Annotated in this window: 24 protein-coding genes; 20 read left to right on the top strand and 4 right to left on the bottom strand. The window is 67.4% G+C overall.

The window, feature by feature from the left end; translation table 11 throughout:
• Positions 1–6: 6 nt before the first annotated feature.
• Entirely contained in the window at positions 7–1,146 is a 1,140-nt protein-coding gene (locus GRB80_RS06440) for a molybdate transporter family protein (protein ID WP_161422955.1), read from the top strand.
• 33 nt (positions 1,147–1,179) lie between these two features.
• On the top strand, positions 1,180–1,389 hold the full coding sequence (locus GRB80_RS06435) for a TOBE domain-containing protein (RefSeq protein WP_161422954.1): 210 nt from the start codon (positions 1,180–1,182) through the stop codon (positions 1,387–1,389).
• On the opposite strand, the gene GRB80_RS06430 is transcribed toward GRB80_RS06435, so the two are convergent.
• The 3 genes from GRB80_RS06430 to GRB80_RS06420 form a co-directional block, all read right to left on the bottom strand.
• Positions 1,386–3,167: a hypothetical protein gene (locus tag GRB80_RS06430; RefSeq protein ID WP_161422953.1), complete on the bottom strand. Its 1,782-nt coding sequence runs from the start codon at positions 3,165–3,167 to the stop codon at positions 1,386–1,388. The two genes, GRB80_RS06435 and GRB80_RS06430, sit on opposite strands and share 4 nt — an antisense overlap.
• A 172-nt stretch (positions 3,168–3,339) precedes the next feature.
• On the bottom strand, positions 3,340–4,569 hold the full coding sequence (locus GRB80_RS06425) for a YbfB/YjiJ family MFS transporter (protein ID WP_161422952.1): 1,230 nt from the start codon (positions 4,567–4,569) through the stop codon (positions 3,340–3,342).
• An 89-nt stretch (positions 4,570–4,658) separates the two neighbouring features.
• Entirely contained in the window at positions 4,659–5,210 is a 552-nt protein-coding gene (locus GRB80_RS06420) for an outer membrane beta-barrel protein (RefSeq protein WP_161422951.1), read from the bottom strand.
• Between the two features lie 217 nt (positions 5,211–5,427).
• Between GRB80_RS06420 and GRB80_RS06415 the strand changes: the two genes are divergently transcribed.
• The 18 genes from GRB80_RS06415 to GRB80_RS06335 all read left to right on the top strand — a co-directional run bounded on the left by GRB80_RS06415 (position 5,428) and on the right by GRB80_RS06335 (position 24,980).
• Positions 5,428–6,429, top strand: coding sequence for an aldo/keto reductase (locus GRB80_RS06415; protein ID WP_161422950.1), 1,002 nt, complete (start codon positions 5,428–5,430; stop codon positions 6,427–6,429).
• A gap of 140 nt (positions 6,430–6,569) precedes the next feature.
• Positions 6,570–7,748: an FAD-dependent monooxygenase gene (locus GRB80_RS06410; protein ID WP_161422949.1), complete on the top strand. Its 1,179-nt coding sequence runs from the start codon at positions 6,570–6,572 to the stop codon at positions 7,746–7,748.
• Between the two features lie 132 nt (positions 7,749–7,880).
• Positions 7,881–8,030 carry a hypothetical protein gene (locus GRB80_RS16240; RefSeq protein WP_165927470.1) on the top strand — a complete coding sequence of 50 codons (150 nt, stop codon included), beginning with the start codon at positions 7,881–7,883 and terminating at the stop codon, positions 8,028–8,030.
• Positions 8,030–8,764: a metal ABC transporter ATP-binding protein gene (locus tag GRB80_RS06405; RefSeq protein WP_161422948.1), complete on the top strand. Its 735-nt coding sequence runs from the start codon at positions 8,030–8,032 to the stop codon at positions 8,762–8,764. The genes GRB80_RS16240 and GRB80_RS06405 overlap by 1 nt, the downstream gene beginning before the upstream one ends.
• The gene (locus GRB80_RS06400) at positions 8,748–9,638 is read left to right on the top strand and encodes a metal ABC transporter permease (protein ID WP_132041641.1); all 891 of its coding nucleotides are present in this window, start codon (positions 8,748–8,750) and stop codon (positions 9,636–9,638) included. The genes GRB80_RS06405 and GRB80_RS06400 overlap by 17 nt, the downstream gene beginning before the upstream one ends.
• A gap of 20 nt (positions 9,639–9,658) precedes the next feature.
• Entirely contained in the window at positions 9,659–10,771 is a 1,113-nt protein-coding gene (locus GRB80_RS06395) for a metal ABC transporter solute-binding protein, Zn/Mn family (protein WP_161422947.1), read from the top strand.
• A gap of 258 nt (positions 10,772–11,029) precedes the next feature.
• Complete coding sequence (locus tag GRB80_RS06390) at positions 11,030–11,716, top strand: ABC transporter ATP-binding protein (protein ID WP_161422946.1); 687 nt, start codon at positions 11,030–11,032, stop codon at positions 11,714–11,716.
• Entirely contained in the window at positions 11,716–14,226 is a 2,511-nt protein-coding gene (locus GRB80_RS06385) for an FtsX-like permease family protein (protein ID WP_161422945.1), read from the top strand. The genes GRB80_RS06390 and GRB80_RS06385 overlap by 1 nt, the downstream gene beginning before the upstream one ends.
• A gap of 411 nt (positions 14,227–14,637) precedes the next feature.
• On the top strand, positions 14,638–15,780 hold the full coding sequence (locus GRB80_RS06380; protein ID WP_161422944.1) for an amine dehydrogenase large subunit: 1,143 nt from the start codon (positions 14,638–14,640) through the stop codon (positions 15,778–15,780).
• 10 nt (positions 15,781–15,790) lie between these two features.
• A complete protein-coding gene (locus GRB80_RS06375) occupies positions 15,791–16,330 on the top strand; it encodes a MauE/DoxX family redox-associated membrane protein (RefSeq protein ID WP_161422943.1) in 540 nt (179 codons plus the stop codon).
• Positions 16,331–16,346: 16 nt separating this feature from the next.
• Positions 16,347–16,934: a methylamine dehydrogenase accessory protein MauD gene (gene mauD / locus GRB80_RS06370; protein WP_237561929.1), complete on the top strand. Its 588-nt coding sequence runs from the start codon at positions 16,347–16,349 to the stop codon at positions 16,932–16,934.
• A gap of 67 nt (positions 16,935–17,001) precedes the next feature.
• A complete protein-coding gene (locus GRB80_RS06365; RefSeq protein WP_161422942.1) occupies positions 17,002–17,526 on the top strand; it encodes a methylamine dehydrogenase light chain in 525 nt (174 codons plus the stop codon).
• An 8-nt stretch (positions 17,527–17,534) separates the two neighbouring features.
• Positions 17,535–18,077: a cytochrome C gene (locus GRB80_RS06360; RefSeq protein WP_202597175.1), complete on the top strand. Its 543-nt coding sequence runs from the start codon at positions 17,535–17,537 to the stop codon at positions 18,075–18,077.
• A 54-nt stretch (positions 18,078–18,131) separates the two neighbouring features.
• Entirely contained in the window at positions 18,132–20,006 is a 1,875-nt protein-coding gene (locus GRB80_RS06355) for an FAD-dependent oxidoreductase (protein WP_161422941.1), read from the top strand.
• Between the two features lie 15 nt (positions 20,007–20,021).
• Complete coding sequence (locus GRB80_RS06350; protein ID WP_161422940.1) at positions 20,022–20,513, top strand: cytochrome c3 family protein; 492 nt, start codon at positions 20,022–20,024, stop codon at positions 20,511–20,513.
• A gap of 121 nt (positions 20,514–20,634) precedes the next feature.
• Complete coding sequence (locus GRB80_RS06345) at positions 20,635–21,834, top strand: lipocalin-like domain-containing protein (RefSeq protein ID WP_161422939.1); 1,200 nt, start codon at positions 20,635–20,637, stop codon at positions 21,832–21,834.
• 139 nt (positions 21,835–21,973) lie between these two features.
• Positions 21,974–24,187, top strand: coding sequence for a TonB-dependent receptor (locus GRB80_RS06340; protein WP_202597174.1), 2,214 nt, complete (start codon positions 21,974–21,976; stop codon positions 24,185–24,187).
• 112 nt (positions 24,188–24,299) lie between these two features.
• The gene (locus tag GRB80_RS06335; RefSeq protein ID WP_132041667.1) at positions 24,300–24,980 is read left to right on the top strand and encodes a Fe2+-dependent dioxygenase; all 681 of its coding nucleotides are present in this window, start codon (positions 24,300–24,302) and stop codon (positions 24,978–24,980) included.
• A gap of 149 nt (positions 24,981–25,129) precedes the next feature.
• Here the strand turns inward: GRB80_RS06335 and GRB80_RS06330 are convergent, their stop codons facing one another.
• The gene (locus GRB80_RS06330) at positions 25,130–26,098 is read right to left on the bottom strand and encodes a glycine betaine ABC transporter substrate-binding protein (protein ID WP_161422937.1); all 969 of its coding nucleotides are present in this window, start codon (positions 26,096–26,098) and stop codon (positions 25,130–25,132) included.
• Positions 26,099–26,206: the final 108 nt, after the last annotated feature.

The raw sequence follows: 26,206 nt of genomic DNA, 5'->3' as shown, positions 1-26,206 counted from the left end.
GAGGGTATGTCTTCCTTTTCCCCATGGCGACCTCGCCGGCAGGCCCTGGCGGCGCTGAGCGGCGACGTTTCCGGCGCCTTCGGCGACCTGGGCACGCTGCTGCCCTATGTGATCGCCGCGACTGCTCTGGGCGTGCTGTCGCCGCGACCGGTGTTTGTCGGCCTCGCCATCGGCTATCTGCTGGTGGCTCTGCTCTACCGCGCGCCCATCGCCGTGCAGCCGATGAAGGCGTTGGGGGCGATGATCCTCGTCGGCGGCCTCACCGCCGGTGAAACGGCCCTGGCCGGTACCACGCTTGGCCTGGTCCTGCTGGCGCTGGCCGCCACTCCCTATCTTGGCCGTGCGGCCCGGGCGCTGCCGCAGTCCGTGACGGTCGGCCTGCAGGCCGGCCTGGGGCTGATGCTGATGGCACTCGCGTTCGAGATGATGGCCGCAGGCTGGTGGCTGGCACTGCCGGCCGTGGCCGCCCTGGGCCTCTCCTGGCGTTGGCCGAGGGGCCCCTGGGCGCTGGTCGTGGTCATCGTCGCCATCTGGCTGGCGCCGGCCGATATGCTGCCTGAGGCGGGGCATTCGACGCCGGCGGGCGAAGGCATCTCACTCTCATCGGTGGCGGGCGGGCTCCTGGCCCAGCTGCCGCTGACACTGCTTAATGCCGTGGTGGTGGCCACCGCCGTGTCGCGCTCGCTGTTTCCGGCCGCCGCGCCGCGCATCAGCGAACGTCGCCTGGCGGCCTCCAGCGGGCTGCTCAACCTGGTGCTGACGCCGCTGGGGGCCATGCCAATGTGCCACGGCGCAGGCGGCATGGCCGCCCACTACCGCTTCGGCGCCCGTAGCCTGATCGCACCGCTGACCATGGCAATCGCCTGCGCTGCGGCCGCGCTGCACGGCGACACCGTGATCGGCTGGCTGGCGGCAATTCCCACGCCGGTAGTGGGCGCCCTGCTGGCCTTCGCCGGGGTGGAGCTGATGCTGGGCAAGCGTCTCTTCGACGCCCGGCCCGACTGTCGCCCGGTGATCGCGGTCACCGCGGTGGCCACGCTGTTCGGCAGCGCGCTGGTGGGACTGGCGGCGGGCCTTGCCAGCGAGCAGCTGCGTCGGCATCTTGTGCGCAGGCGCGCCCGCGGCACGCCCCACGACCGAGGCTGACGCCTCACCCACCCCGCGATCAGGAGAACAGGGATGAAGATTAGTGCACGCAACGTGATCAAGGGCACCGTGCTGGAAGTGAAGGAAGGCCCGGTGAACAGCCAGGTCCGCGTCGACATCGGCGGCGGCAACACCATCAAGTCGATGATCACCAGCGACGCCATCGAGGAGCTCGGCGTTGCCGTGGGCAGCGAGGTTCAGGTGATCATCAAGGCCTCGGATGTGATGCTCGGCATCGATTAACGCCCCACCTCGAAGTCCTTGCGACCTACAGCAAGGGCTTCATCGATAGCGCGCTGGAAGGCGGAATGCCGCGGATAGCGCTGCCTCACCTCTCGAACCAGGTTCTCTCCCAGCGCCGGCCGCCTCATGGCAACAGCCGTTTCCTGGCATAGCGCCACGCAGGCGGCCGCCCTGGGATAGGCCTTGCGATGCTGACCGGAAACGATCGAATGACACCGCTCGGCTGCCGTCTCGCAACACCAGAGCAGCCAGGACTTGCCCTCCTCTGGCGAAAGCGGCGACTGCTGAATCGCCAGCCGCATGGCCTGGTTCAGGCGATCCGCCATGACGGCATCGTTGTCGCCAGGACGTGAAGCCACCAGCCGTTGCCACATGGCGTGAGACGCCGAGCCGATCTCCTGAACGGGCAGCGCAGTCAGCAGCGTTGGCAGACAGGCGAACAGCGCCTGGCTCGGGCTGTCGCCCAGCGACCAACCCAGGCTATCCGGCCGGGAGGGCAGTGCCGCCTGGGCCTGCTGCACCTCGCCGATCAGACACCAGGCCAGCACGGCGATGGCCCCCCACGGGGCAAAGGACGCGGGCCGCACCAACCACCTGTCCATGCTGACCAGGCGTTCCCTCCGGGGATCCGCGTTTGCTTCCGGCGCGCTGCTGATACCGCCCTCGTCGACTCGGCCCTTCTGGGCCACCGCCCCCAACCAGGCTGCCGCCTCGCTGATCCGACGATAACGCACGCTCCCTTCCGGACTGGCATCATGCAGGGCCAGCAGCCACCGCGGCCCCGGGTTGGCCAACAGGGCCTCGAAGGCGATGGCTGCCGCTTCGGGTAGCTCGAGCCAGCGCGGATCCTCCTGAAAGCAGGTGGCAAACTCGTGCCAGATCCCGGCTCCACGCGAAAAGAGCCCCTGCGCCGCCTGCCAGGCCACCGCTGCCTCTGGCAGATCACCCTCTCTAATGGCTCCACCCACCCAATCGAGCCACAGCCGCGGGATTTCCGCCCCCGTCCGCCTGGCCATGGTGGCAATGCCCTCCAGGCCCTGACGGCTGGCGAGAGCCTCGCGCAGCCATGCCAGCTCGAGTATGGATCGGGGAGATTGCAAGCTGCTCACCAGTCGATCCTCGAACTCCTCCCAGGAGGGCAGCGGCGGCGGCGCCGCACCCGCGATCTCCCGGAGCGAACAGTAGTGCACCGTGAACGCCGACACGCTCCCGGAAAGCCCAACCCCGCTGGCCGCCTCCAGCAGCGCCTCAACCCGATGCTCAGGCGCCGTGGCCAGATAGGTCGCCCGCAGATAGCGCGCCACATGCTCACGGGTGATAGCGTGATCGACCTCCTCCAGGTTGGGAGAGTGGCCATAGTCGTTCTCGATATCCACCATCTCCCAGATCGCCTCATAGGTCTCTCGAGCAGACTGGGGATCCGCGTCGTGCAGCAACGCCCCTGCCGCCTCCAGAAGATCGAACAGATCGGCCATCACCGGCTCGAACGGACCGCAGCCCTCCTCATCATCGATATCGCCCCACTCCGGCTCGACCTCGGCGATGGCATCCAGCCGGGCCTGCATCGCGGCCAAGCGTGACGACAGGCCGTCACGATCGACGCTGGCGGAGCCGGCCTCATCGACCAGGCAGTGGTGGCGCAGGCGCTCGACAAACGCCTGGCGCTGGCTGGGGTGTGTCTCCTCGGCCCAGCGCTGGATCACCGTGCGCAGCTGTTCCGCGGAAAGGGGCGCCAGAAGGGCCTGAATCTCTTGGTGAAACTCGTTCCTGGTGTGCATTGCTGTTAACTGTTAACCCAATTCGTTCATCCGGTGTTTGTTGCCACTAGCCTCCAGGGACAGTCCCCGCCGGTGGTACCGTTGCTGGCCAAGAGCACAGAGACCGCCCCGCTGGCCCGGCCGGGGACTGTCCCTTCCTGCTCAGACAGCCAGTTCGGGGATAAGAGTTGGTTTATGTACGCTCGCCCTGGGCGGGCGCCCTGGCCTCGGCATCCAGCCGTTGGGCGGTCTGGTCCACCCCGCGCAGCCACACCAGCAGCACGGCACCCAGCGCCACGAAGCCACCGGCCAGCCACAGCCCGATATCGTAGTGGCCGGTGGCCTCGGCCAGCATGCCGGTCAGCGCCGGGGCGATGATCTGGGCCGCACCATAGGCCAGGGTCATGCGCCCCATCATGCGCGCCGGGCTCTGGGGGTAGAGCCGGCCGGCCATGGTCAGCACCAGGCTGACACAGCCCAGGAAGGTGCCGCCGTAGAGCACCGCACTCGCCAGCACCCCCGCCAGGCTGTCGGTCACCGCCGGCAGCACGATCCCCACCACCTGCAGGCCCATGGCGGCGATCAGCGCGCCGAGATAGCCGATCCAACGCGCGATCAGATCCCACAGCATGACCGCCGGCGCCGCCGCCAGGCCCACCAGGGCGAAGGTCCAGTTGCCGGCCCCGGCCAGCAGCGGCTCGCGCTCGACGATGGCGACGATAAAGGTCGCGCTGATCACATAGCCGTAGCCGGCACAGAAGTAGGCGGCCAGCATCAGCCGCATGAAAGTACGGCTGGGCGGCTGGGCCGGGCGCTGCTCTCCCCCGCTGCCCGGTGCCGGCTTCGCGGGTCTCGGCAGCCAGCACCAGGCGGGAATCAGCAGCGCCACGGCCAGGGCGGCGAAGCCCCACCACTGAGCCTGCCAGTCGAACGATAGCCGCAGCATCAGCTCGACCGCCAGGGCCGCCAGCAGCATGCCCAGGCCGACCCCGGCGAAGTGAATACCAAGCTCACCGCGCTGCCGGTGGCTGATCAACCAGTGCAGGATCAGTCCCGAGGCGAGCAGCATGGCGCCGCTGCTGGAGAAGCCGGCCACCAGGCGCATCGTCGCCCATAGCCAGAAGCTGTCGGCCAGCGCCATGCCGGCGGTGGAGAGCAGCGCCAGCACCAGGGTGAGGCGGTAGAGCGTATCCTTGAGCCGGATGCTGCCGATGGAGGCCGCTGCCAGTGCCCCGAGCATATAGCCGGCGTAGTTGAGGGCGGCCAGCCAGCCCCCCTGGGCGTCACTCAGCCAGGTCTGCTGCTGCATCACCGGCAGCAGCGGGGTATAGGCGAAACGCGCCACGCCCACACACAGCAGCTGGCTGAACAGCCCGGCCAGCAGCACGCGGTAGCGCGGTAGGAGTAGAAAGGGCTTGGCCATGCCTGGCGCTCCGAGATCCTTGATGACGTGGTGCACCGGCGGGTCGCCCCGCCGTCGACTCAGGCGCGGCGCCCTAGGCCGCCACGCCCCTAGAAGGTATAAACCACGCTGGTGGTGACCATGTCCAGGGCCTCGATCCCGTCGGTGTCGAGGTATTCGTACTCCAGCCGGCCACTCAGGCCGAACAGGCCGGCACGTACCCCCAGGCCGTAGATCGGATCGGTGCCCGAGTGGTTGCGATTCACGCCGCGACCGCGCTGCTCGGCATCCCAGTCGGCCATACCGGCCTTGGCGAAGAGGCCCAGCGGGCCGAAACTCAGCCCGGCCACCGCCATCGCCTGGAAGCTTTCCACCTCGAGGGTGGCATTGCGGCCGTCGACCCGACCGTCGAGCTTGCCGCCGTTGGCATAGGCCAGCTCGGCGCCCAGATCGAGGAACGGTAGCCAGCCAAGGTTGTAGCCGGCGGTGAGCTTCCAGTGCTCGGCATCGTCGTCGAAGGCACCCCCGCCGCCAAGCTGCCCGAGACCGACGCCGAGGTAGGGGCCGGTGCTGCCGGTGGCCGCGGCGTTACCGGCCGCCATCGTCAAGCCGGCCGCCAGGCCAGCGGTGAGCAGCGTGCGGGAAAAGACTGTCCGTGTCATAAGGCTCTACCTGTGATCGAAAAAAGGTTGGGCAGTCTACCCGAGGCGCGAGCCGAGCCCTAGTCATCTCACAGGATGACGCCCTGGTCCTGGCGCGAAGCCCCCAACGATATCGACACAACCTGATATTCTCGGCCCCGGATCCGGCCAACGGAACCGAAGACTCGACGCCCTCCGTGCCACCCAACGTGAAGGAGCCAACGTGAAAGGAGATCGTATGAACCCCGTGACCGCCCGCCTCAAGGCCGTCGCCTCCCCCGCCATCGGCCTGGGCTGCATGAACCTCTCCCACGGCTACGGTCACTCGCTCTCGGAGACCGAGGGGCTACACGCCCTGGAGGAAGCCTTCGAGATGGGCTATCGCCACTTCGACACCGCCACCCTGTATGGCGCCACCGCCAACGAGCGCCTGGTAGGCAGGGCGCTCGCCGGCAAGCGTGACGAGATACTGCTGGCCAGCAAGTGCGGCATGGCCATCGACCCCGAGCTGGGCCGTAAGGTGATCGATGGCCGACCGACCACCCTGCGCCGCCAGTGCGAGGCGAGCCTCGAGCGCCTGCAGACCGACCACCTCGATCTCTACTACCTGCATCGCTGGGACCAGGGGGTGCCCATCGAGGAGAGCGTGGGCGAGCTGGGTCGACTGGTGGAGGAAGGCAAGATCGGCGCCATCGGCCTCTCCGAGGTATCCGCGGCCACCCTGCGTCGGGCGCGCGCCGAGCACCCCATTGCAGCGGTGCAGACGGAGTACTCGCTATGGACCCGCAATCCCGAGATCGCGGTACTCGAGGCGTGTCGCGAGGCCGACACCCTGTTCGTGGCCTTCAGCCCGCTGGGGCGTGGCTTCCTCGCCGGGTCGGTCCGCGAGCGGGAGAGTCTGGTCGAGGGCGATGTACGCCTCGGCATGCCCCGCTTCACCACCGAGAACCTCACTCGCAACCTGGAATTGCTGACCGAACTCGAGCGCCTGGCCCACGAGCGGGAAGCCACCACTGGCCAGCTCGCCCTGGCCTGGCTGCGTGCCAAGGGCGACGACATCCTGCCCATCCCCGGCACCCGCCGCGTGGCCCATCTGCGCGAGAACCTGGCCGCCGAGGAGCTGACCCTGGGCGCCGACGACGTAACACGCCTGGATGCGCTGTTCGCCCCGCCGCGTATCGCCGGCGCACGCTATGCCGAAGGGCCGCAGGCCGAGGTCGACACCGAGCAGTTCGAGTGAGGGCGATAGCGGCCCCGAACGAGTGACGCGATCGGCACTGGCCCTGAGCTGAAGGCGGACTCGCTTGGCAGCTGGCGACAAGCACCCGACAATAGCTCCTGGAAAGTAGCCCCCCTGGAAAATGTGACGTGGAGAGAGGCATGGACGACACCCTGGATGCGGTCATCGTTGGCGGCGGCATGGTCGGGGCGGCCGTAGCGGCGGCGCTGGGTCAGGCCGGCATGCGCGTGGCGCTGGTGGAGGGCGGCGCTCCACCGGCGGCGATTCCCGATGACGCCCCCTTCGACCTGCGGGTGTCGTCGCTCAACCTCGCCTCCCGGCGCCTGCTGGAGGAGGTCGGCGCCTGGTCCTTCATTCCCGAGTCGCGGCGCTGCCCCTTCCGCCATATCGAGGCCAGCGACGCGACCGAGAAGCGCCATATCCGCTTCAGTGCCGTCGATCTCGAACTGCCCGACTTCGGCTTCTTCGTCGAGAACCGGGTGATCCGTCGCGCCCTGTGGCAGCGCCTGGCCGAGCTGCCTGGCGTCACCACGCTCTGCCACGCCGGCCCGGTAGCCTGGGTGCCCGGCGGGCACCGCTGCCTGCTGGAGCTCGATGACGGCCGCCTGCTGGCGACGCGGCTGGTGGTGGGGGCCGACGGCGCCGGCTCCCACACCCGGGAGCTGGCCGGCATCGCCACCCGCGACGAGGACTACGGCCAGCGCGCCCTGATCACCAACGTGCGTACCCGGCTGCCCCAGCAGGATGTCAGCTGGCAGCGCTTCGCTCCCCAGGGGCCCCAGGCGATGCTGCCGCTGCCCGGTCACCACGCCTCGCTGATCTGGTACGACACTGCCGAGGCCACCCTGGCCCGGGAGGCGCTGGATGACGAGGCGCTGCGCCTGGCCATCGAGCACGAGTTTCCCGCTCGGCTGGGCGGCGTGGAGGAGGTGCTCGGGCGGGCCAGCTTCCCCATTCGGCGTCGCCACGCCGAACGCTATGTGCGCCCGCGCCTGGCGCTGGTGGGCGATGCCGCCCATGTGATCCATCCGCTGGCCGGCCAGGGACTCAACCTGGGCATGCAGGACGCCGAGGCGTTGAGCCGGCGGGTGATCACTGCCTTCCGGTCGCAGCAGGACTCCGGCGGCCGGGCGCCACTCACCGGCTATGCCCGGGAGCGGCGCCCCCAGACCCTGGCAATGATCGCCGCCATGGAGACCTTCCACCATGTCTTCACCGGCGCCGCCCCGCTGCGCCACGCCGGTGCCGCCGGCATGGCCGTGGCCGAGCGCCTGGAGGGTGCCAAGCGCGCGGTAATGCGTCACGCCCTGGGACTGTAGAGCCCACTCCTTACGAAGCCCGCGCGGCGACCGCTTCAGGCAGGGCCCGTCAGCATATAGGCACTGGTCAGTCGGCATTTTGTTATGTTATAACTTTTGCCGCTTTCCGCCGCCTACTGTCCAGAGGATCCCATGGCACACCGCAGACACCGGCACCGTCCGGAGGGCCCCTGCCACTTCTCGCTGATGTCGCTGTCGGCCACCCGCCGCCTGCTGCTGGCGGCACTGCCGCTGGTGGCCCTGTGGCTGGCGGTGGCCTGGGCCGCCGGCTGGGGGGTGTGATGTCACGCCTGCAGCTCGAGAATCTGACCCTGGCCCGTGGCGGGCGCACCGTGCTGGAGCACCTGGAGGGTCGCTTCCAGGACGGTGCCATCACCGCCCTGATGGGTACCAACGGGGCCGGCAAGAGCACCCTGATCAGCGCCATCATGGGCATGCTGCGACCGATCTCCGGCCGGGTGGCCTACCAGGTGCCCAAGGAGCGTCGCGCCTGGCTGCCCCAGCAGCTCGCCCTGGATCTCACCTTCCCGATGAGCGTGGAAGAGCTGATCATGACCGGCAGCTGGCCCAGCCATGGCGCCCTCAAGGGGTACTGTGCGGCCCACTACCGCCGCGGCCGCGAGATCATGGCGCGCCTGGGCATCTCGCACCTGGCCCATCGCCAGCTGGGTGAGCTCTCCGGCGGCCAGCGTCAGCGCGCCCTGATCGGCCGCACCCTGATGCAGGAGGCCGAGCTGCTGCTGCTCGACGAGCCCTTCGCCAACGTCGATATCGAGACGGTGGACGTGCTGATGGACGTGCTGCGCGACATGGCCCGGGATGGCGCCACCATCGTGGTGGTACTCCACGATCTGGAACAGCTCTCGCGCCTGGCCGACGACGTGCTGATACTGACCGGTGGCCATGGGCGCTGGGCGGCCCCCGCCTCGCTGCTGGAGCGTTACGCCGGACAGCCGCCCCGTGCCCCCCGCCTGCCCCTCACCTTCCCGGATACCTTCGATGCTGGAACTGCTTGACGCCTGGCTGCTTGCCCCCCTCGACTACGGTTTCATGAAGCGCGCCCTGGTGGCCGGCCTGGCGCTGTCGCTGGCTGCCCCGCCGCTGGGGGTGTTCCTGATGCTGCGCGGCATGAGCCTGATCGGCGATGCCATGGCCCACGCCATCCTGCCCGGGGTGGCCCTGGGCTTCCTGGCCGCCGGCTTCTCGCTGCCGCTGATGAGCCTGGGTGGCATCCTCTCGGGCCTGCTGGTCGCGGTGCTGGCCGGCAGCGTGTCGCAGATGACCGGCCATCGTGAAGACTCGGCGATGGCCAGCTTCTTCCTGATCTCACTGGCCGCCGGCGTCATGCTGGTCTCCATGGGCGGCAGCAGCGTCGACCTCACCCATGTGCTGTTCGGCTCGATACTGGCCGTCAACACCACCGCCCTGCTGCTGATCGCCGCCATCAGCAGCCTGATCGTGGTGGTGCTGGCGGTGATCTTCCGCGCCCTGGTGGTGGAGTGCCTGGATCCGCTGTTCCTGCGTGGCCAGGGCAGCCCGGTGAGCCTGATCCATGGCGTCTTCCTGGGCCTGGTGGTGCTCAACCTGACGGCCGGCTTCCAGACCCTGGGCACCCTGATGGCGGTGGGCCTGATGATGCTGCCGGCCACCACCGCCCGTTTCTGGAGCCAGCGCCTCGAGGGGCTGATCGGCATCGCTATCCTGGTCGCCCTGATCGCCAGCAGCGGCGGACTGCTGCTCTCCTATCATCTCAACCTGCCCTCGGGCCCCTCGATCATCCTGCTCGCCGGGAGCGGCTACCTGCTCTCGGCCCTGGTGGGTCGCCACCACAGCCTGCTCGCCCGGCTGCGTCGCCGCGCCACGCCGCTGGGCGCCCCGGAACCCGAATGACTCAACGGAGATCCCCTGTCATGCGTCCGCTGTCCCCCGCCATCAACGCCCTGGGCCTGGCCGCCCTGCTCGCCCTGCCCACCGCCCATGCCGAGGAGCGCGTGCAGGTGCTGGCCAGCTTCAGCATCCTCGCCGACATGGTCGAGAACGTCGGTGGCGACCATGTCGAGGTCACCTCCCTGGTGGGCCCCGACAGCGATGCCCATGTCTATTCACCGCGGCCCACCGACGCCCGAGCCCTGGCCGAGGCGGATCTGGTGGTCTTCAACGGCCTGCAGTTCGAGGGCTGGATGGAGCGCCTGGTGGAAGCCAGCGACTACACCGGACCACTGGTGATCACGACCGAGGGCGTCGAGGCGCTGGCCTATGCAGGGCAGGAGCACGCAGGGCACGAGGATCACGGCCACAGCGACCATGATGGGCATGATCACGCCAGCCATGACGACCATGATCATGCTGCGCGTGACCATGAAGAACACGATCATGGAGAGCATGAAGCACACGATCACGCCAGCCATGATGCGCACGACCATGGCGACCAGGACCCCCACGCCTGGCAGAACCTGATCGCCGGCAAGCGTTATGTGGCCAATATCCGCGACGGCCTGATCGAGGCCGACCCGGAGAACGCCGATGCCTATACCGCCAACGCGGCACGCTATCTCAACGAGATCGACGCGGCCGATGACGAGGTCCGCACGCTGATCGGCGAGATACCCGCCACCACCAGCGTCATCACCGGCCATGCCTCCTTCGGCCACTTCGCCCACGCCTACGGGCTTCGGTTTATGTCACTCCAGGGGCTCTCCACCGACGCCGAACCCAGCGCCGCCGATATGGCCGGCCTGATCGAGGTGATCCACGAGCAGGATGTACGCGCCCTCTTCCACGAGAACATGACCAGCCCCGCCCTGCTCGAGCAGCTGGCCGAGGAGACCGGGCTGCCCATCGCCGGCACCCTCTACGCCGATGCCCTGGCCAGCGAAGGGGAGGCCAGCACCTGGCTGGGCATGATGCGCCACAACGCTCACACCCTGCACGACGCCCTGGCCGAACCGGGGCATAACGATCACGATCACGATCACGATCACGATCACGATCACGATCACGAGGATCATGGTCACGACCACTGAGCCAGCAAGCTCGAGCAGCCAGCATGAGGCGCCTTCGGGCGCCTCTTTGCGTTATTGGGGTCTCCGTTCCACTTCAGGGAATCAATCAGCGCTCGTTCGCCGCCTACCAAGGCCCAGCACCGGAGCCTCCTGGCTGGGCGTGTTGCCAATTCATTCTGAGTGGCGCCTTCTCCCACCGTCGTCTGGGGCTGGCACGGGTTCTGTGCCACCATTCCTGGCTAGACTGCATCCGCTCACTCCAGCGTCCGGGAGGCCGCCATGCTCGAGTTTCGCCAGGTCTACAAGGCCTATACCACCCCTCAGGGGCCCCTCGAGGTGCTGCGTGGCGTCGACCTGACGCTGGAGGCGGGCCAGAGCCTGGCGCTGATGGGCGAGTCGGGCAGCGGCAAGTCCACCCTGCTGCATCTGGCCGCCGGGCTCGACCTGCCGGATAGCGGCGAGGTACGCCTGGGGAGCCAAGCGATCTCCACGCTCGGCGAACCCGAGCGCGCAAGGCTGCGCCGGGAGAGGCTGGGGCTGGTCTTCCAGCAGTTTCACCTGGTGCCCAGCCTCAGCGTGATCGACAACCTGCGCCTGCAGGCGCGCCTGGCCGGCGTGGAGAAGAGTGCCTGGTCGAGGGAGCTGATCGAGCGGCTGGGGCTGGCCGGTCTGGAGGGGCGCTATCCCGAGCAGCTCTCCGGCGGCCAGCAACAGCGCCTGGCCATCGGCCGCGCCCTGGCGCCACGCCCCTCTCTGCTGCTCGCCGACGAGCCCACCGGCAACCTGGATGAGGGCAGCGCCGACGCTATCCTGGCACTGCTGCTGGAGCTGGTCCGCGACACCGGCTGTGCACTGCTGATGGTGACCCACAGCCCGAGAATCGCCGCCCCTCTGGATCGCCGCCTGGTGCTCTCGCACGCCCGGCTGACCTCGTCGCAACAGGCCGCGCAGGAGGCCACATCGTGATGGCCACCCCGCTTGCCACGCTACTCGCCACCCTGCTCTCCCACTACCGCCGCCACCCCGGCCAGCTGGCCATGCTGCTGCTGGGCCTGTGGGTGGCCAGCGCCCTGTGGAGCGGCGTGCAGGCGATCAATGCCTCGGCCAAGGAGAGCTATGCCCGGGCCGAAGCGCTGTTCACCACCAGCCTCGACCGTCTGGAGAGACTCGATGGCGCTCCCCTGACCCGTGACGACTACCTCGCCCTGCGCCGCCAGGGCCTGCCGGTCTCCCCGCTGCTGGAGGGTGAGCTCACCGCACCCGACGGCACCCAACTGACGCTGATCGGCATCGATCCCCTGACCCTGCCCGGCGACAGTGCCTTCGCCACCGCCAACAACACCGGTGAGCTGACCGGCTTTCTGACGCCACCCTGGCAGACGCGAATCGCGCCGGACACCCTGCCGGCCCTGGGCCTGGCACTCGATGAAGCGCCGGGCGCGACGCCGCCCCTGGAGACGGGGCGACTGCCGCCGCTCTTTCTGGCCCCCTCGCTGCCACCCCACACGCTGGTGATGGATATCGCCGCGGCGGCCAGGCTGCTCGAGAGCGGCGCGACCCTGAGCCGACTGGTCAGCGCCCCGGGGGCGCTGGAGGTGGCCCCGGCGGGCCTCACCCTGACCCGTTCGACCCGCCTGGTCTCGCCGGGCCAGCTGACCCAGAGCTTCCATCTCAACCTCACCGCCCTGGCCCTGCTGGCGCTGATCGTCGGCCTGTTTATCGTCCAGGCGGCCCTGGGCCTGGCCCTGGAGCAGCGCCTGGAGATGCTGCGTACCCTGCGCGCCCTGGGAGTGTCGGGTCGCACCCTGGTGGCCGGCCTGGCCCTGGAGCTGCTGCTGTTTGGCGTCATCGGTGCCCTGGCCGGCATCGCCGGCGGGGTGTGGCTGGCCCGGGCGCTGCTGCCCGATGTGGCCGCCACCCTGGGCAGCCTCTACGGCGCCGGGGTGGGTGTGGAGCTGCGCCTACCCTGGCACTACTGGCTCGGCGGCCTGGCGGTCACCCTGGGGGGGCTGCTGCTGGCCGGCACCGGGGTGCTGTGGCGGGCCGCCCGGCTGTCGGTGCTCGATCTGGGGCGTGCCCAGGCGTGGCGCACCGGTTACCAGCGCCAGCTGCGGCGCACGACCCTGGCCGGCTGTTTAGTCGCACTGAGCGGCCTGGCGCTATGGACCTGGCTTTCGCGACAGCCCGCCGGCGAGGGGCTGGCGGCGGGGTTTGCCCTGATGGCCGCCATGCTGCTGCTGGGGGCACTCTGGCTGCCACCGCTGCTGGCCGTGGCCCTGGCGGGGCTTGCGCGCCTGGCCCGCCGGCGCCCGCTGGCCCAGTGGGCGCTTGCCGACCTGCAACTGCAGCTACCGCGGCTGTCGCTGTCGCTGATGGCGCTGCTGATCGCGCTCTCGGCAAGCCTGGGGGTCAACAGCATGGTGGGCGGCTTCCGCCTGACCTTCCTGGAGTGGCTCGATCAGCGGCTGGTGGCCGACCTCTACCTGGACCCACCGGCGGAACGCTTCGACGCGGTGCACGCCTGGCTGGACGAGCGCGCGGAGGTGGACGAGCGCCTGGCCACCCGCAATGGCGAGAGCACCCTACTGGCGGTGAAAAGCGATTCGGGGGAGCGCCCCCTGGCGCTGCCGGTCTCGCTGTTCGGCCTGACCCCGGGTAACCACCTGACCCCGACCTGGCCGCTGCTGGAGACCCACCAGGATGTGACGACGGCCTGGGCGTCGCTGCGAGAAGGGGCCGCCTTTATCAACGAGCAGCTGGCCATCGCCGAGGGGCTCGCCCCCGGGGATCGCCTGGACCTGGCTTCACCCCGCGGCCGGGAGACCCTTCATGTGGCGGCGATCTATCCCGACTACGGCAACCCGCGCGGCGAGGTGCTGATGACCGCCGACGAGCTGGGCAGGCGCTTCGCCGCCTCGGCGGACTCCATCGGCATCGTGCTGACCCACGGCGCCGATGCCGAGGCCCTCGCCGCGGCGCTGGCCCGCGAGTTCGCCCTGGGCCGTGATGCCCTGCGCGACCAGGCCGAGGTCAAGCGCATCGCCACCGGCATCTTCGAGCGCACCTTCACCATCACCCGCGCCCTCAACGCCCTGACCCTGGCGGTGGCCGCCCTGGCGCTGCTGGCCAGCCTGCTCGCCCAGGCCCGCGAGCGACGCCGGCGGCTGGCGCCGATGTGGGCCCTGGGCGTGCCGAGGGGCCGGCTGCTGCGGGTCCAGCTCGCTCAGCTGGGCGGCGCGGCACTGGCGGTGGGCCTGGTAGCCGTGCCGCTGGGCATCGCCATCACCTGGGGCCTGGTGGCGGTGATCAACGTGGCCGCCTTCGGCTGGCGGCTGCCACTGCACCTCTTCCCGGGAGAGATCGCCCTGACCCTGGCCACCGCCGTGGTGGTGGCGCTGCTCGCCGCGACGCTGCCGGCACTGCGCCTGTGGCGCACGCCACCCCGGGCGCTGCTGGCCGAGGAGCAGGCGTCTTGAGTGACGCTTGCCCGGGCACTCATCCTGACACTGGGGGGGCGCCTCCGCGATAGCCCTGGCCTGCCCACGGCGAGAGTCCTGGTCTGCCCTCGGCAGTAGTAGAAAACCACGAAATCACCATGCCACCTAGGTCCAATCCCCCGATTCGGGGCACTGGTAGATGACGCAACGTCACTGCCGCTGCCCTTCTCCTCACTATTGCCCCATGGCAACAATGTCATTCCCTGCTGCAACAGTATTGAGTGATGCCCTTTGCTATACCAGAGGCTGCAAGGCAATAAAACTAATATAAAAAAAGGCCGGAACAGCATATGCCATCAATTGAGTCATGCCGGCGACCGCCATCTCGATACGGAAGAGATATTGATCGGCAGTCGTTCGCTTAATAATTCAACAAGAAAGGAAGACAGGATGCTCAAGAAGTCCCTCTATCGCACGGGGCTGGCCGTGTCGCTAAGCTCCCTGCTCATATCGACCGCCTGGGCCCAGCTGGCGAAAGAAAGCTATTCGATCGAGACCCTCGACGAACCGGATCAGCATCGCACCTATATCGTCGACAACAACTTCACCCATGCACTCTCCACCCGCATTCGCGTCGTCGACCCCAACGAGCAGAAGCTTCTCGGCACCATATCGACGGGCTATATGGCTCCCATGGTGCTGTCTCACGATAAAAGCACGATATATACGGCCGATATCTTCTACGCTCGCAGCACCCGCGGCGAGCGCACCGATGTGCTGACCGCCACGGACGCACAAACACTGAACCCCCTGTGGGAAGTCGAACTCCCCGCCAAGCTCGCCAACATGTTGACCGAGCTGTATATGCTGACCATCAGCGATGACGACCGCTTCGTCTACGCCTACAACTTCACGCCGGCGACCTCGATCACCGTCGTCGATGTGAAGAACCAGGAGATGGTCAATGAGATCGAGATCCCGGGCTGCATGCTCAACTACCCGGTGGGCGATCGCGCCTTCGCCTCCATCTGCGGCGATGGCACCCTGCAGAAGGTAGTGATCGACGACCAGGGGCAGGAGGTCAGTCGTAGCAAGACACGCTTCTTCGACCCCGACGAAGAGCTGATGAACGAACGGGCCATTCTCAACGGAGACACCTACTACTTCACCACCACCGATGGCGTGATCCAGCCGGTGCATATCGTCGATGGCGAGCTTCAGGCCGGCGAGCGCTGGTCGCTGTTCGGTGAAGATCACCAGCAGGAAAACTGGGGTGTCGGTGGCTGGCAACTACTGGCCGCCTCCCCTCACCTGAACCGCCTCTATGCGCTGGTGCACCCTGACCATGAGCCACGCAAATGGGAAGACCCCAGCGATACCGTCTGGGCCTACGACCTGGAGAGTGGCGAGAAGGTCGACGAGATCACGCTTCCCAACCACGTCTGGAGCATTCATGTCACCAAGGATGAGTCGCCGCTGCTGCTCGGCGGCACGGTAGAGGGTGATATGGAGGTCTACGACCTCGCCCAGGATAGCCATGTGGCCACCATGGAAGAGATCGCCGGCACCCCCATCCTGATGCTGAGCCACTAAGGGGGACGGCATGACACTCTATCCCGTTTTTACCCTGGCGCTCTCGGCCATCCTGGCCGTCATCCTGCTGAGCGCCGCGATGCACAAGCTGCGGGCCCCCCAACGCTTTCGGCGACAGCTGGATGACTATGCGCTATTGCCCCCAGGCAGCCTGAGGGTCGTTGCCCGCATCGTACCGGCGCTCGAGATCGCCCTGGCCATCCTGCTGCTGATCCCTGCCCTGCGTGTGGTAGGCGCCCTTGGCACGGCGCTGTTGCTGGGCGGCTATGCCGGCGCGATGGCCATCAACCTGTGGCGCGGGCGCAGCGACATCGACTGTGGCTGCAGTGGCCCGGGGATGGAGCGCCCGCTGAGCGCGGCCCTGCTGTGGCGCAATGGCCTGCTGGTGCTGATGGCACTGCTGGCGGCCCTGCCTACCCTCCCGCATCCCCTCGGCGGCTTCGATCTGTTCCTGATCCTGGCCTGTAGCCTGGTGGGGTTGATGATCTACACCTCGATTGAGGGTCTCCTGGCCAATCGGCCACGTCTCAATGCACTACAAGGAAAATAACGCTATGGATGCCAACATGATCTCGCACATCCTGCTCTGGATCGGCCTCATCGCCCTGGCCCTGGTGGTGGTGGCACTGGTACGACAAATCGGCGTGCTTCACGCCCGCATCGCCCCCGCCGGCGCCCTGATCCTGGACAAGGGTGTCGAGGTGAACAACCCCGCCCCACAGGTGACCTCCGCCGACCGGCACGGCAGGCCGGTCAACGTCGGCTACAAGGGGGAGCGCGGCCAGCTGCTGTTCTTCCTGTCACCCACCTGCCCGGTGTGCAAGTCGCTGCTGCCGACGCTGCGCTCCTTGGGCAAGAGCTATCGCCAGGAGCTCGAGGTGATCTACGTCAGTGACGGTGATCATGAACAGCAGATGGAGCTGATCAAGCAGCATCACCTCGAGGATGCCCGCTATGTCATCGGGCCGGAGATCGGCATGACCTATCAGATCGGCAAGCTGCCCTATGCCGTGCTGATCGATGCCGAGGGCGTGCTCAAGGCCAAGGGACTCGTCAACAACCGCGAGCATCTGGAGAGCCTGTTCGAGGCCCAGGCGATGGGCGTCGGTACGCTGCAGGAATACATGCGCCAGCAGACCGCGGCGACGCAATAACAAGCTCAACAACGCACACAGCAATGAACACAACAACAAGCACAACAACAACTGGAGGACCGCTCACATGAGCCTACTCGACCGTCTCTTCGAACGTACTTCACGCCGTGTGGCCCACTCCACCTCCCGCCGCAACACCCTGTTCAAGCTGGGCTCCTGGATGGTAGCCGGTAGCGCCCTGCCGCTGATCCTGCCCATCGACCGCAGCGCCGGCAACGCCCATGCGGCCGAGAAGGGCGAACCCGGCGACCCGGGCGATCCCACGTCGTGCGACTACTGGCGTTACTGCTCCATCGACGGCTACCTGTGCAGCTGCTGCGGTGGCAGCAAGACCTCCTGCCCCCCGGGCACCGATATTTCCCGAGTGGCCTGGGTGGGCACCTGTCGCAACCCGGCGGACGGTCGCGACTACATCATTTCCTACAACGACTGCTGTGGAAACCAGCCGTGCGGCAAGTGTGCCTGTAACCGTAACGACAGCGAGCAGCCGATCTACCGGCCATTCAACAACAACGATATCAACTGGTGCATCGGGGCGGAGAGCAACACCTATGTCTGCACCATCACGGTCATTCAAGGAGTAGCCACCTGATTGCCATGATGACGCTACGTATTTCCAACGGCGCCAGAACGCTGGTGGGACTATTCAGTTTGATCGCGGCCAGCTCGCTGGCCGCACAAAGCCTGCCCATGCCCAACACCAAGCCGGCACCGGGCAATGAGATACGACCGGCCCCACCACACCAGATGGTCTACCGCCCCGAGGTCTACTATCAGCTTGAATGTGGCGGCTGCCACCTGGCCGATGGCGAAGGCGAGCGCAAGAACGACATTCCCCGCATGAAGGACTTCGTCGGCCACTTCCTGTCGGTCGAAGGCGGTCGGGAGTTTCTCGTCCAGGTGCCCGGCTCGGCCTACTCGAGCTTCGCCGACGACCAGCTGGCCGAGTTGATCAACTGGATTATCACCGACGGCATCGCCGGCACCAGCAAACCCGAGGAGTTCACGCCCTACACCGCCGAGGAGGTGGCGGCACTGCGTGCCCAGCCCCTCGGCAAGGTCGAGGAGACCCGCGATGTGCTGCTCGACCGCATGCGGGCCAAGGACATTGCCATTCATGATGGCCTCAAGGATCGCCCCTAGCGTTAACGCCGCAAGGGGCAACCCTTGCCCAGGCCGGCAACAGGGGGCTCACGCGTGGCCACGCCGATAGTCATCGGCGCCGGGCCAGCCGGCATGCACCTGGCGCGCCGGCTGGCCCGGCACGAGGAGGTGCTGGTACTGGACGCCGACCCCGATAGCCCCCAGGCCACCGAGGCTCGTCCGCAACTGCTCGCCCCTCTGTCCTTCGATCCCTCCCACTCCGCTCGCGTGTCTCCGGGCACGCCCACGAACCCCGGCCCCTTGCCGCCGACAACAGGGCTCCGTCTGCTTTCCGGGCGCCGGGCGGTGCGGATCGATCGGAATGACCACCGGGTCATCGATGAGACCGGTCAGGCCCATGGTTACTCTCGCCTGTTCCTCGCCCTGGGCGCCTCGCCCCGCTGGCCCACGCTACTCGGAAGCCGGCTCACCGGAGTGCAGACCCTCTATACCCGCCGCCAGCTCAACATCCTGCTAGACGCCCTGGATCATCGGGAACCTCTGCTGATCGTGGGCGGCGGCCTGCTCGCCGTCGAACTCGCCGCCCTGGCGGCGGGACGCACCAGCGTCACCCTGATCGCACGTCGCCGGTTACTGAGGCGCTATCTAAGCCCCGACATCGGCGCCAGCGTCGTTCGGCATCTCGAGATACGCGGTGTCCGGGTACTGGAGCAGGCGCCGCCGCATCGCCTGCTGGGCCGCCACAGGGTGACCGGCGTGGTGCTGGCAGACGGCCGATCCCTGACGACACGACGCGTCGTGCTGGCCTGCGGCATCACCCCCAATACGCGACTGGCCGGGGAGGCGGGGCTCGCCACCGACGAGGGCATTCTGGTCAATGCCGACATGCGTAGCCCCAGTGACCCCAGGATCTTCGCCGTGGGCGACTGCGCCCAGCCGCCCTGGCCATCGATGCGGGGAAATATCGTTCAGGTCCTTTACCTCGCCGATCTGGCCCTCGCCGCGGCCGCTGGCGAGCCGCCACCACCGCCCCCGGAAGGGCTGCTTCGGGAGTGCCGGTTGGGGGATGACACCCGGCTGGTCGTGGCCGGGCCGCACCCGCCTTCGGTCTCGACCTCAAGCGCTACACCCACGGAGGGAGAGGCGCTCACTGTGCGACGCGGAACACGCGTACTGCGCGCGACGCTACAACAGCAGCGCATCGTTGCCTTCGAGGCGCTGCTGCCCTCCCCTCAGGCCAGGCGGCTCACCGAACGTTGGTCAGACCATGGCGCACTCAGCCGAACGGACATGGTGGGACTGCGCTGGCTGGCCTGGCTACCGCCGCGCCGTCCCTCTGATCCCCTGGTCTGTCGTTGCGCCGGTGTTCGCCACTCGGCCCTTCGGGCGGCCATCGCCGAGCATGGCAGCGACCCTGCGATGATCCGCCAGGCCACCCGAGCGGGCGACTACTGCGGCAACTGCCTCGATGAGATCGCCGGCCTGGCCGGCCGCCGCCCGTGGCGCAGCCGCCTGATGCGCTGGTCGATGGCAGTGACGACGCTACTCCTCGTCGGCGTGCTGGGGGCGCTGCCGGTCTGGCCGGTTCCCGACAGCGTGCTCCCGACGCATGTCTTCACGGCCTACCGCCTGATGACCGATGCCATCGTCCGGGAGCTCAGCGGCTATCTGCTGCTCCTCGCCATCCTGCTGACGCTGGTGATCCGCGGAGGTCCCCGTCGCTACTGGTGGCATGGCCTGCTGGGGGGCAGCGCCCTGCTGCTGATGCCCCTGCACGCCCTGGGTGGCCTTTCCAGCGGTGCCGGACTGAACGCCGGGCTCGTCGCACTGATGCTGCTGGTCGTACTGAGCGGTGCCCTGGTGATGCTGCACCGGCGGCCGCTCCTGCTGCGTCTTGGCCATCGGGTCGCCACGCTGCTCCTGCTGGTGGCGACGCTGCTGCATCTGGTATTCATCTATCAATATTGAGGGCGGCTACCGACAATGATCTCCAGCCAACGCCTTCTGTTTATCAGGCTGTTGCTGGCCCTGCTGGCCGGCGCCGCCCTGCTGATGCTGGGGCAATGGCAGCGCGCCGCCAGCCCGGCACCGCTCTCCCGGGGCCATGTCGGCCTCGAGTGCGCCGACTGTCACCTCAGTATCAACAGCAGCCAGGCCACGCTGCGCATCGGTTGCCAGGGCTGCCACGAGGAAGTGCTCGGCGAGCAGCGAGCCCACTCGCCTGAGTACCTCTCCGTCGTTGGCCGCGGTGACTCCCCCTGGCACACCCGACCGGATGGCTGCCTGGACTGCCATAACGGGCATGTTCGCGCCGGTGACGGCTTCGCCAGCGCGCTGCCCGCCGATCAATGCACGCTATGCCATGCCGGCATGGTCACCGAACACGACTATCACCTGGGGCTCGACTTCAACAGCTGCGCAAGCTGCCACCGCTATCATGACCGGGTCATCTCCCGGCCCAGGCCCGCTGACTAGCCGGGCGTTGCGCCGCTTCCGGGCTAAGAGGCACCCCTCGATTACAGCGAGCCGCCAGGCCGTTCCCACCGGCAGGCGACGGCGCTACTGTAGGGGGCATCTACCTCGAGGAGCGATACGCATGCCGGTTCATGCTATCTGGCGGTCTTGGCGACCGGTATTGTTGCTGGGATCACTGCTGGGGGCCCTTCTGGCCATGGCCGGATGCGACGACGCCCCACCCGAGCGTTCGAGCGCCGGCTTCGCCGGGCTGGGCGAGAGCGATGGCGGTTACATGCAGGCCAGCCCCGACACGCCGCTGCACTTTCCCGCGGATCACGGTGCACACCCCGGCTACCGCATCGAATGGTGGTATCTCACCGCCAACCTGGAGGATGAGCAGGGCGAGCCGCTGGGGCTGCAGTGGACCCTGTTCCGCCAGGCGCTGCTGCCGCCGGGAGCGCCACCCAGGGAGACGCCCCCCGAGCCGGCCCCCTGGGTGGCCGACCAGCTATGGATGGCGCATATGGCCGTCTCCCAGGGGGAGCAGCACGCCGTCAGCGAGCGCTTCGCGCGCAGCCACTCGACGACCTCTCCCAGGCAGGCGGCCAGCCAGGCCGGTGCGTCCGCCCACCCCTTCCGGGCCTGGATCGATGACTGGGTGCTGGCCAGCGATGTCAGCGACCCCGAGGCCGACACCTTCGAGCGGCTGAGGCTCGCCGCCTTCGATGGTGAAGGCGACAAGCGCTTCGGCTATCGTCTCGAGCTGACGGCGAAGGGTCCCCTGGTACGACATGGCGACGACGGCTTCAGCCAGAAGTCGGCCGACGGTCAGGGCTCCCATTACTACAGCCAGCCCTTCTGGCATATCGAGGGTGAGGTGACCCTGGCCGGCAAGACGCGCGAGGTCAGCGGCCGAGGCTGGCTCGACCGCGAGTGGAGCAGCCAGCTGCTGAGCCCCGATCAGACGGGCTGGGACTGGTTCTCGCTGCACATCGATAGCGGCCACCGCCTGATGGCCTTCCGGCTGCGTGGCGGCGGAAACGACGGTGATGACTACCGTTCCGGCAGCTGGATCCTGGCGGATGGCACCACCCATCCGCTGGATTCGCAGGAGCTGGCGATGACCCCGTTGGCCACCGCCCGCGTGGCAGGCCGCGAGATGCCCACCCGCTGGCGACTGGAAGTGCCCGGGCGCGGCCTCGACCTGATCGTCGAGGCGCCCCACGCCGAGCGCTGGATGGAGACCACGGTGCCCTACTGGGAGGGCGAGGTGGTCGCCCGCGACCATGATGGCGGCGAGCGACTGGGAGTGGGCTATCTGGAGATGACCGGCTACTGAGCGACCTTTCGGCTACCCAAAGACCCAACCGGGAATATGGAAAAAAAGTGATTGACTGTGCACCCCGATGCAAATGAGAATTCCACACTTTCTGATAACAATTCTCTTTCATCAACCTCCCTTGACAAGGAAGTGCACAGTGAAACCTGGCATCACCTCTGCCCAACGCCCCCCCTATCGCCTCCTGGCCTCTGCGGCCGGCCTCGCCATGGCGTCGGCCGCCGCCCCCGCCATGGCCCAGTCCAGTGAAGCGATAGAGCTCGACTCGCTGACGGTGATCGGCGAGTACAGCGATACCGGCTACAAGGCCGAACGCTCGGCATCCGGCAAGTACGTCAAGCCGCTGCTGGATACCCCCCAGACGGTCAGCGTGGTGCCAGAGCAGGTGATCGAGGAGCAGCAGGCGCTGAGCCTGCGCCAGGTGCTCTCCAACGTGTCGGGCATCACCTTCGACGCCGGCGAGGGCGGCGGCGGCTCGGGTGACAAGATCAACATTCGCGGCTTCAGCGCCAACGCCAACATGAAGGTGGATGGCCTGCGCGACAGCAGCCAGAACAACCGCACCGACATGTTCAACACCGAGCGCGTCGAGGTGATCAAGGGCCCGAGCTCGGTATTCGGCGGCGCGGGTACCGCCGGCGGAGTGGTCAATATGGTCAGCAAGACCCCCAAGAACCGCAGCTTCGTGGATGCCGGCCTGGGACTGGGCAGCGATGACTACCGCCGCCTGACCCTCGATGCCAACCAGACGCTGGAGGGCATGGGTCAAGACAGTGCCCTGCGCCTCAACCTGATGGCCCATGAAAATAATGTGCCGGGCCGCGATGATATCGGCCGCGAGCGCTTTGGCATCGCGCCCTCGTTGACCCTGGGGCTGAGCGACGCCACCCGTGCGACCCTGAGCTATGTCTACCAGGAGGATGACAACCTGCCGGACTACGGCCTGCCCGCGGAGAACGGCAAGGTGCTGCCCGGTGTCGATCACGAGGCCTACTACGGCTGGCGCAACCTCGACGAGGAGAGGATCGAGAGCAATATCGCCACGCTCACCCTGGAGCACGATATCAGCGACAGGACGCGGCTGGAGAACAAGACGCGCTACACCCATCTCGACCGGGATACCACGATTTCGGCGTCGCACGTCGATCGCGACGGCCTGGCGCCGGGACGCTACAAGCCGGCCGGCCCCCAGGCCTATCGTCGCGATGTGAGCACCGAGATGTGGATCAACCAGACCCACCTGACCACTCGCTTCGATACCGCGGGCTTCGAGCATGAGCTGCTGGTGGGCGCCGAGGTCTCCCGTGAGACCTACGACCGCACGGCCTCCAACCTGGGACTGGGCAAGGCGCACCCCTATCCCGACGACGGCTATGACCTCTCCAACCCACCGGGGCGCTGGGATGGCGACACCACCTATACGCCGCGCGGCGCCAACGAGGCCACGCTGAATAACCAGGCGCTCTATGTATTCGACACCATCACCCTGGACCCGCAGTGGGACCTGAGCCTGGGCCTGCGTCACGACTGGATCGACGGCGAGGCGATCGACAAGGAGAGCGACGAGCGCAGCTCCACCCGCGACAAGGAGCTTAGCGGACGCGCCGGGGTGGTCTACAAGCCGGCCGATAACGGCCGCGTCTATCTGGCCTACGGCACCTCCTTTGCTCCCTCTGCTGAAAACCTGGCCACCTCCGGCGGCCTGCCCCGCGGCAATGGTGGCGAGAACCTGTCGTCCGAGGAGAGCTCGACCTGGGAACTGGGCACCAAGTGGGAGTTCATGGAGGGTCGGCTGGGCCTGGATGGGGCGCTGTTCCGAGTCGACAAGGACAACGTGCGCGAACAGGATGCCAACGACGATCTCCGGCTGGCCGGCGAGCAGCGGGTGCAGGGGGTCGAGCTGGGTGTCACCGGCCAGCTCACCGATGCCTGGGGCGTCTATGCCAACTACACCTACCTCGACAGCGAGACACGCAAGTCGATCGCCGAGCCTCAGACCAACGGCCGCGACCCCGCCGGTCACTCCCTGGGCAACACGCCGGATCACAGCTTCAATCTGTGGACGACCTACGATGTCACTCCGGACCTCCAGCTGGGCTATGGCGCACGCTATGTGGGCGAGCGCCAGGTTGCCTCCGACGTGGCCGCCACCGTGGATAGCTACTGGCTGCACAACGCCATGCTGGCCTATCGGGTGACCGACAACCTCAGCGCCCAGCTCAACGTCAACAACCTGCTCGACGAGGAGTATGTCGAGCGCGTGCGCCCGCGCCCCGGCACCGCGTCGCGCAGCTCGGCGGTGGAGATCGGCGACGGTCGCGCGGGTATCCTGACGCTCGACTATCGCTTCTGACCCAGCGCTTCTGACCCAGCGCTTCTGATCAACCGGCCGTGACGCCCGTTGTCTTTCCTCGCCCGACCCCGCTCAGGGGTCGGGCACGCTTCATTCAAGAGGGCCGTGACTCATGATGCTGCATATCCCCGAGGTGCTCGATCAGACACAGGTCGCCGAGTGCCGCGAGCTGCTCCTCCAGGCGCCCTGGCAGGATGGCAAGTCCACCGCCGGCTTCCAGTCGGCACTGGCCAAGCACAACCTGCAGCTGCCGGAGGAGGCCGAGGTGGCCCAGCGGCTAAGCAGGGTGGTGGTGGCAGCGCTGGAGCGCCATCCACTGTTTGTCGCCGGCGCCCTGCCGGCCAAGATATTTCCGCCGCTGTTCAATTGTTATCAGGGCGGGCAGTCGTTCGGACTGCATGTGGACAACGCCATGCGCATGGATCGCCAGCGCGGCGAGTACCTGCGCACCGATCTGTCGGCAACGCTGTTCTTCAGCGACCCCGACAGCTATGACGGCGGCGAGCTGGTCGTCGAGGACACCTATGGCGCGCACAGCGTCAAGCTGCCGGCGGGGGATCTGATCCTCTATCCCGCCTCCAGCCTGCACCGGGTCACCCCGGTGACCCGTGGCGCACGCCTCGGCGCCTTCTTCTGGATTCAGAGCATGGTGCGCGACGAGGGCCAACGCAGCCTGCTGTTTGACCTGGACACGGCCATCCAGCAGACCCACCAGCAGCTCGGGGCCGACCACGCCACCAGCATCCAGCTGACCGGGGTCTACCACAACCTGCTGCGTCGCTGGGCACTCTAGCTGTGTAAGCCCATCGGATCAGGCACTCCCGCCGCGCGCCAGGACCGTCGCCGAACGGCGTGACGCTGGTTCACGATGCTTCCAAAGCATCGAGGCCGCCCGTAGGCGGCCTCGATACGGCAACGATGGGCAGCGCCTCAGCGACCGGTTCAGGCGTCGGGAATCTCCAGCGCTTCCTGAACCACCGGCCAGGCGTCCTGTTCCCCATCACGGGTGGTCACGCCCTCCAGGAAGGCCTTGACCCGCTCGGGATTGTTGCGCAGCCACTCCAGGGCCACCTCCTCGGGCGGACGCTCCTCGTAGCTGAAGCCGTAGATCATCGCACTCTGGTCATCGGCGCTGAATACCAGCTGGTCGAGCAGCCGAGTAGCATTGGGGTTTCCTTCAGCGAAGCGGCTGGTAACCAGCGAGATAACGTCGCTGCGGCCACCATCCGGCCCCCAGGCATCTTCAGGGTCATCGAGGAAGCGAATGTCATACTCGATGCTTGCCCAGTGGGGCGTCCAGGCATAGAAGACGATCCACTCGTCTCTATCCATGCTCGCCTTGGCCTGGCTGAACATGCCGGTGGTGGAGGTCTCGGACAGACGCCACTCATCGAGACAGTAGGTGCCGTTGTCCTGCATCCCGGCCAGCAGTTCGCTGGTACCCGAGCCCACCTCGATGGAGTAGAGCGTACCGCCGGCCTTGTCCCGCAGCTCTTCACTGCAGAGATCCTCGGCCGAGGTATAGCCTTCGTCATAGACGTAGGTGGGTACCACGAAGCCCAGCCGTGCACCGTCGACGTTGGTGCCCAGGTCGACCAGCGGATTGTCGCTCTGCATGGCGGTGTCGTACATGCCCTGCTGGGCCGGCAGCCAGGCGGCCAGGAAGGCGTCGAGCTCACCCTGGGCCAGTGCCTGATAGGTGATGGTGGAGCCCACCTCCTGTGACTGGCTCTCGTACCCCAGTGCATTCAGCAGCTGTGAGGCGAGCTCGGTCTTGACCGTCACCCCGGGCCAGGGCGGCACTGAGAAGCGTACCGCGGCTGGCTCCTCGGCCTGAGCAGTCATGGCCAGCGGAGCGGTCAGCAAGGCGCCAGCCAGGGCAAGGGTGATAGGACGACGTGGCAGATTCATCAATACTCCTTGGCAGATCATGCCATGAATGGTCATGAACTTACCTTATCGCCCTCCAACGTGGAGGGCAAAAACGCCAACTTCCACGAAGCGCCCCTCCGCCGGCGC

It is taken from the genome of Halomonas icarae (assembly GCF_009901955.1).
GTDB lineage: Bacteria > Pseudomonadota > Gammaproteobacteria > Pseudomonadales > Halomonadaceae > Halomonas > Halomonas icarae.
The sequence above is the reverse complement of the archived record's forward strand: the minus strand, read 5'-3'. Positions and strand labels throughout refer to the sequence as shown.

Excerpts from the sequence above, each read along its gene's own strand:
- GRB80_RS06440 (WP_161422955.1), top strand. The coding sequence starts at position 7 with ATGTCTTCCTTTTCCCCATGGCGACCTCGCCGGCAGGCCCTGGCGGCG.
- GRB80_RS06435 (WP_161422954.1), top strand. The coding sequence starts at position 1,180 with ATGAAGATTAGTGCACGCAACGTGATCAAGGGCACCGTGCTGGAAGTG.
- GRB80_RS06430 (WP_161422953.1), bottom strand. The coding sequence starts at position 3,167 with ATGCACACCAGGAACGAGTTTCACCAAGAGATTCAGGCCCTTCTGGCG.
- GRB80_RS06425 (WP_161422952.1), bottom strand. The coding sequence starts at position 4,569 with ATGGCCAAGCCCTTTCTACTCCTACCGCGCTACCGCGTGCTGCTGGCC.
- GRB80_RS06420 (WP_161422951.1), bottom strand. The coding sequence starts at position 5,210 with ATGACACGGACAGTCTTTTCCCGCACGCTGCTCACCGCTGGCCTGGCG.
- GRB80_RS06415 (WP_161422950.1), top strand. The coding sequence starts at position 5,428 with ATGAACCCCGTGACCGCCCGCCTCAAGGCCGTCGCCTCCCCCGCCATC.
- GRB80_RS06410 (WP_161422949.1), top strand. The coding sequence starts at position 6,570 with ATGGACGACACCCTGGATGCGGTCATCGTTGGCGGCGGCATGGTCGGG.
- GRB80_RS16240 (WP_165927470.1), top strand. The coding sequence starts at position 7,881 with ATGGCACACCGCAGACACCGGCACCGTCCGGAGGGCCCCTGCCACTTC.
- GRB80_RS06405 (WP_161422948.1), top strand. The coding sequence starts at position 8,030 with ATGTCACGCCTGCAGCTCGAGAATCTGACCCTGGCCCGTGGCGGGCGC.
- GRB80_RS06400 (WP_132041641.1), top strand. The coding sequence starts at position 8,748 with ATGCTGGAACTGCTTGACGCCTGGCTGCTTGCCCCCCTCGACTACGGT.
- GRB80_RS06395 (WP_161422947.1), top strand. The coding sequence starts at position 9,659 with ATGCGTCCGCTGTCCCCCGCCATCAACGCCCTGGGCCTGGCCGCCCTG.
- GRB80_RS06390 (WP_161422946.1), top strand. The coding sequence starts at position 11,030 with ATGCTCGAGTTTCGCCAGGTCTACAAGGCCTATACCACCCCTCAGGGG.
- GRB80_RS06385 (WP_161422945.1), top strand. The coding sequence starts at position 11,716 with ATGGCCACCCCGCTTGCCACGCTACTCGCCACCCTGCTCTCCCACTAC.
- GRB80_RS06380 (WP_161422944.1), top strand. The coding sequence starts at position 14,638 with ATGCTCAAGAAGTCCCTCTATCGCACGGGGCTGGCCGTGTCGCTAAGC.
- GRB80_RS06375 (WP_161422943.1), top strand. The coding sequence starts at position 15,791 with ATGACACTCTATCCCGTTTTTACCCTGGCGCTCTCGGCCATCCTGGCC.
- mauD (WP_237561929.1), top strand. The coding sequence starts at position 16,347 with ATGATCTCGCACATCCTGCTCTGGATCGGCCTCATCGCCCTGGCCCTG.
- GRB80_RS06365 (WP_161422942.1), top strand. The coding sequence starts at position 17,002 with ATGAGCCTACTCGACCGTCTCTTCGAACGTACTTCACGCCGTGTGGCC.
- GRB80_RS06360 (WP_202597175.1), top strand. The coding sequence starts at position 17,535 with ATGACGCTACGTATTTCCAACGGCGCCAGAACGCTGGTGGGACTATTC.
- GRB80_RS06350 (WP_161422940.1), top strand. The coding sequence starts at position 20,022 with ATGATCTCCAGCCAACGCCTTCTGTTTATCAGGCTGTTGCTGGCCCTG.
- GRB80_RS06345 (WP_161422939.1), top strand. The coding sequence starts at position 20,635 with ATGCCGGTTCATGCTATCTGGCGGTCTTGGCGACCGGTATTGTTGCTG.
- GRB80_RS06335 (WP_132041667.1), top strand. The coding sequence starts at position 24,300 with ATGATGCTGCATATCCCCGAGGTGCTCGATCAGACACAGGTCGCCGAG.
- GRB80_RS06330 (WP_161422937.1), bottom strand. The coding sequence starts at position 26,098 with ATGAATCTGCCACGTCGTCCTATCACCCTTGCCCTGGCTGGCGCCTTG.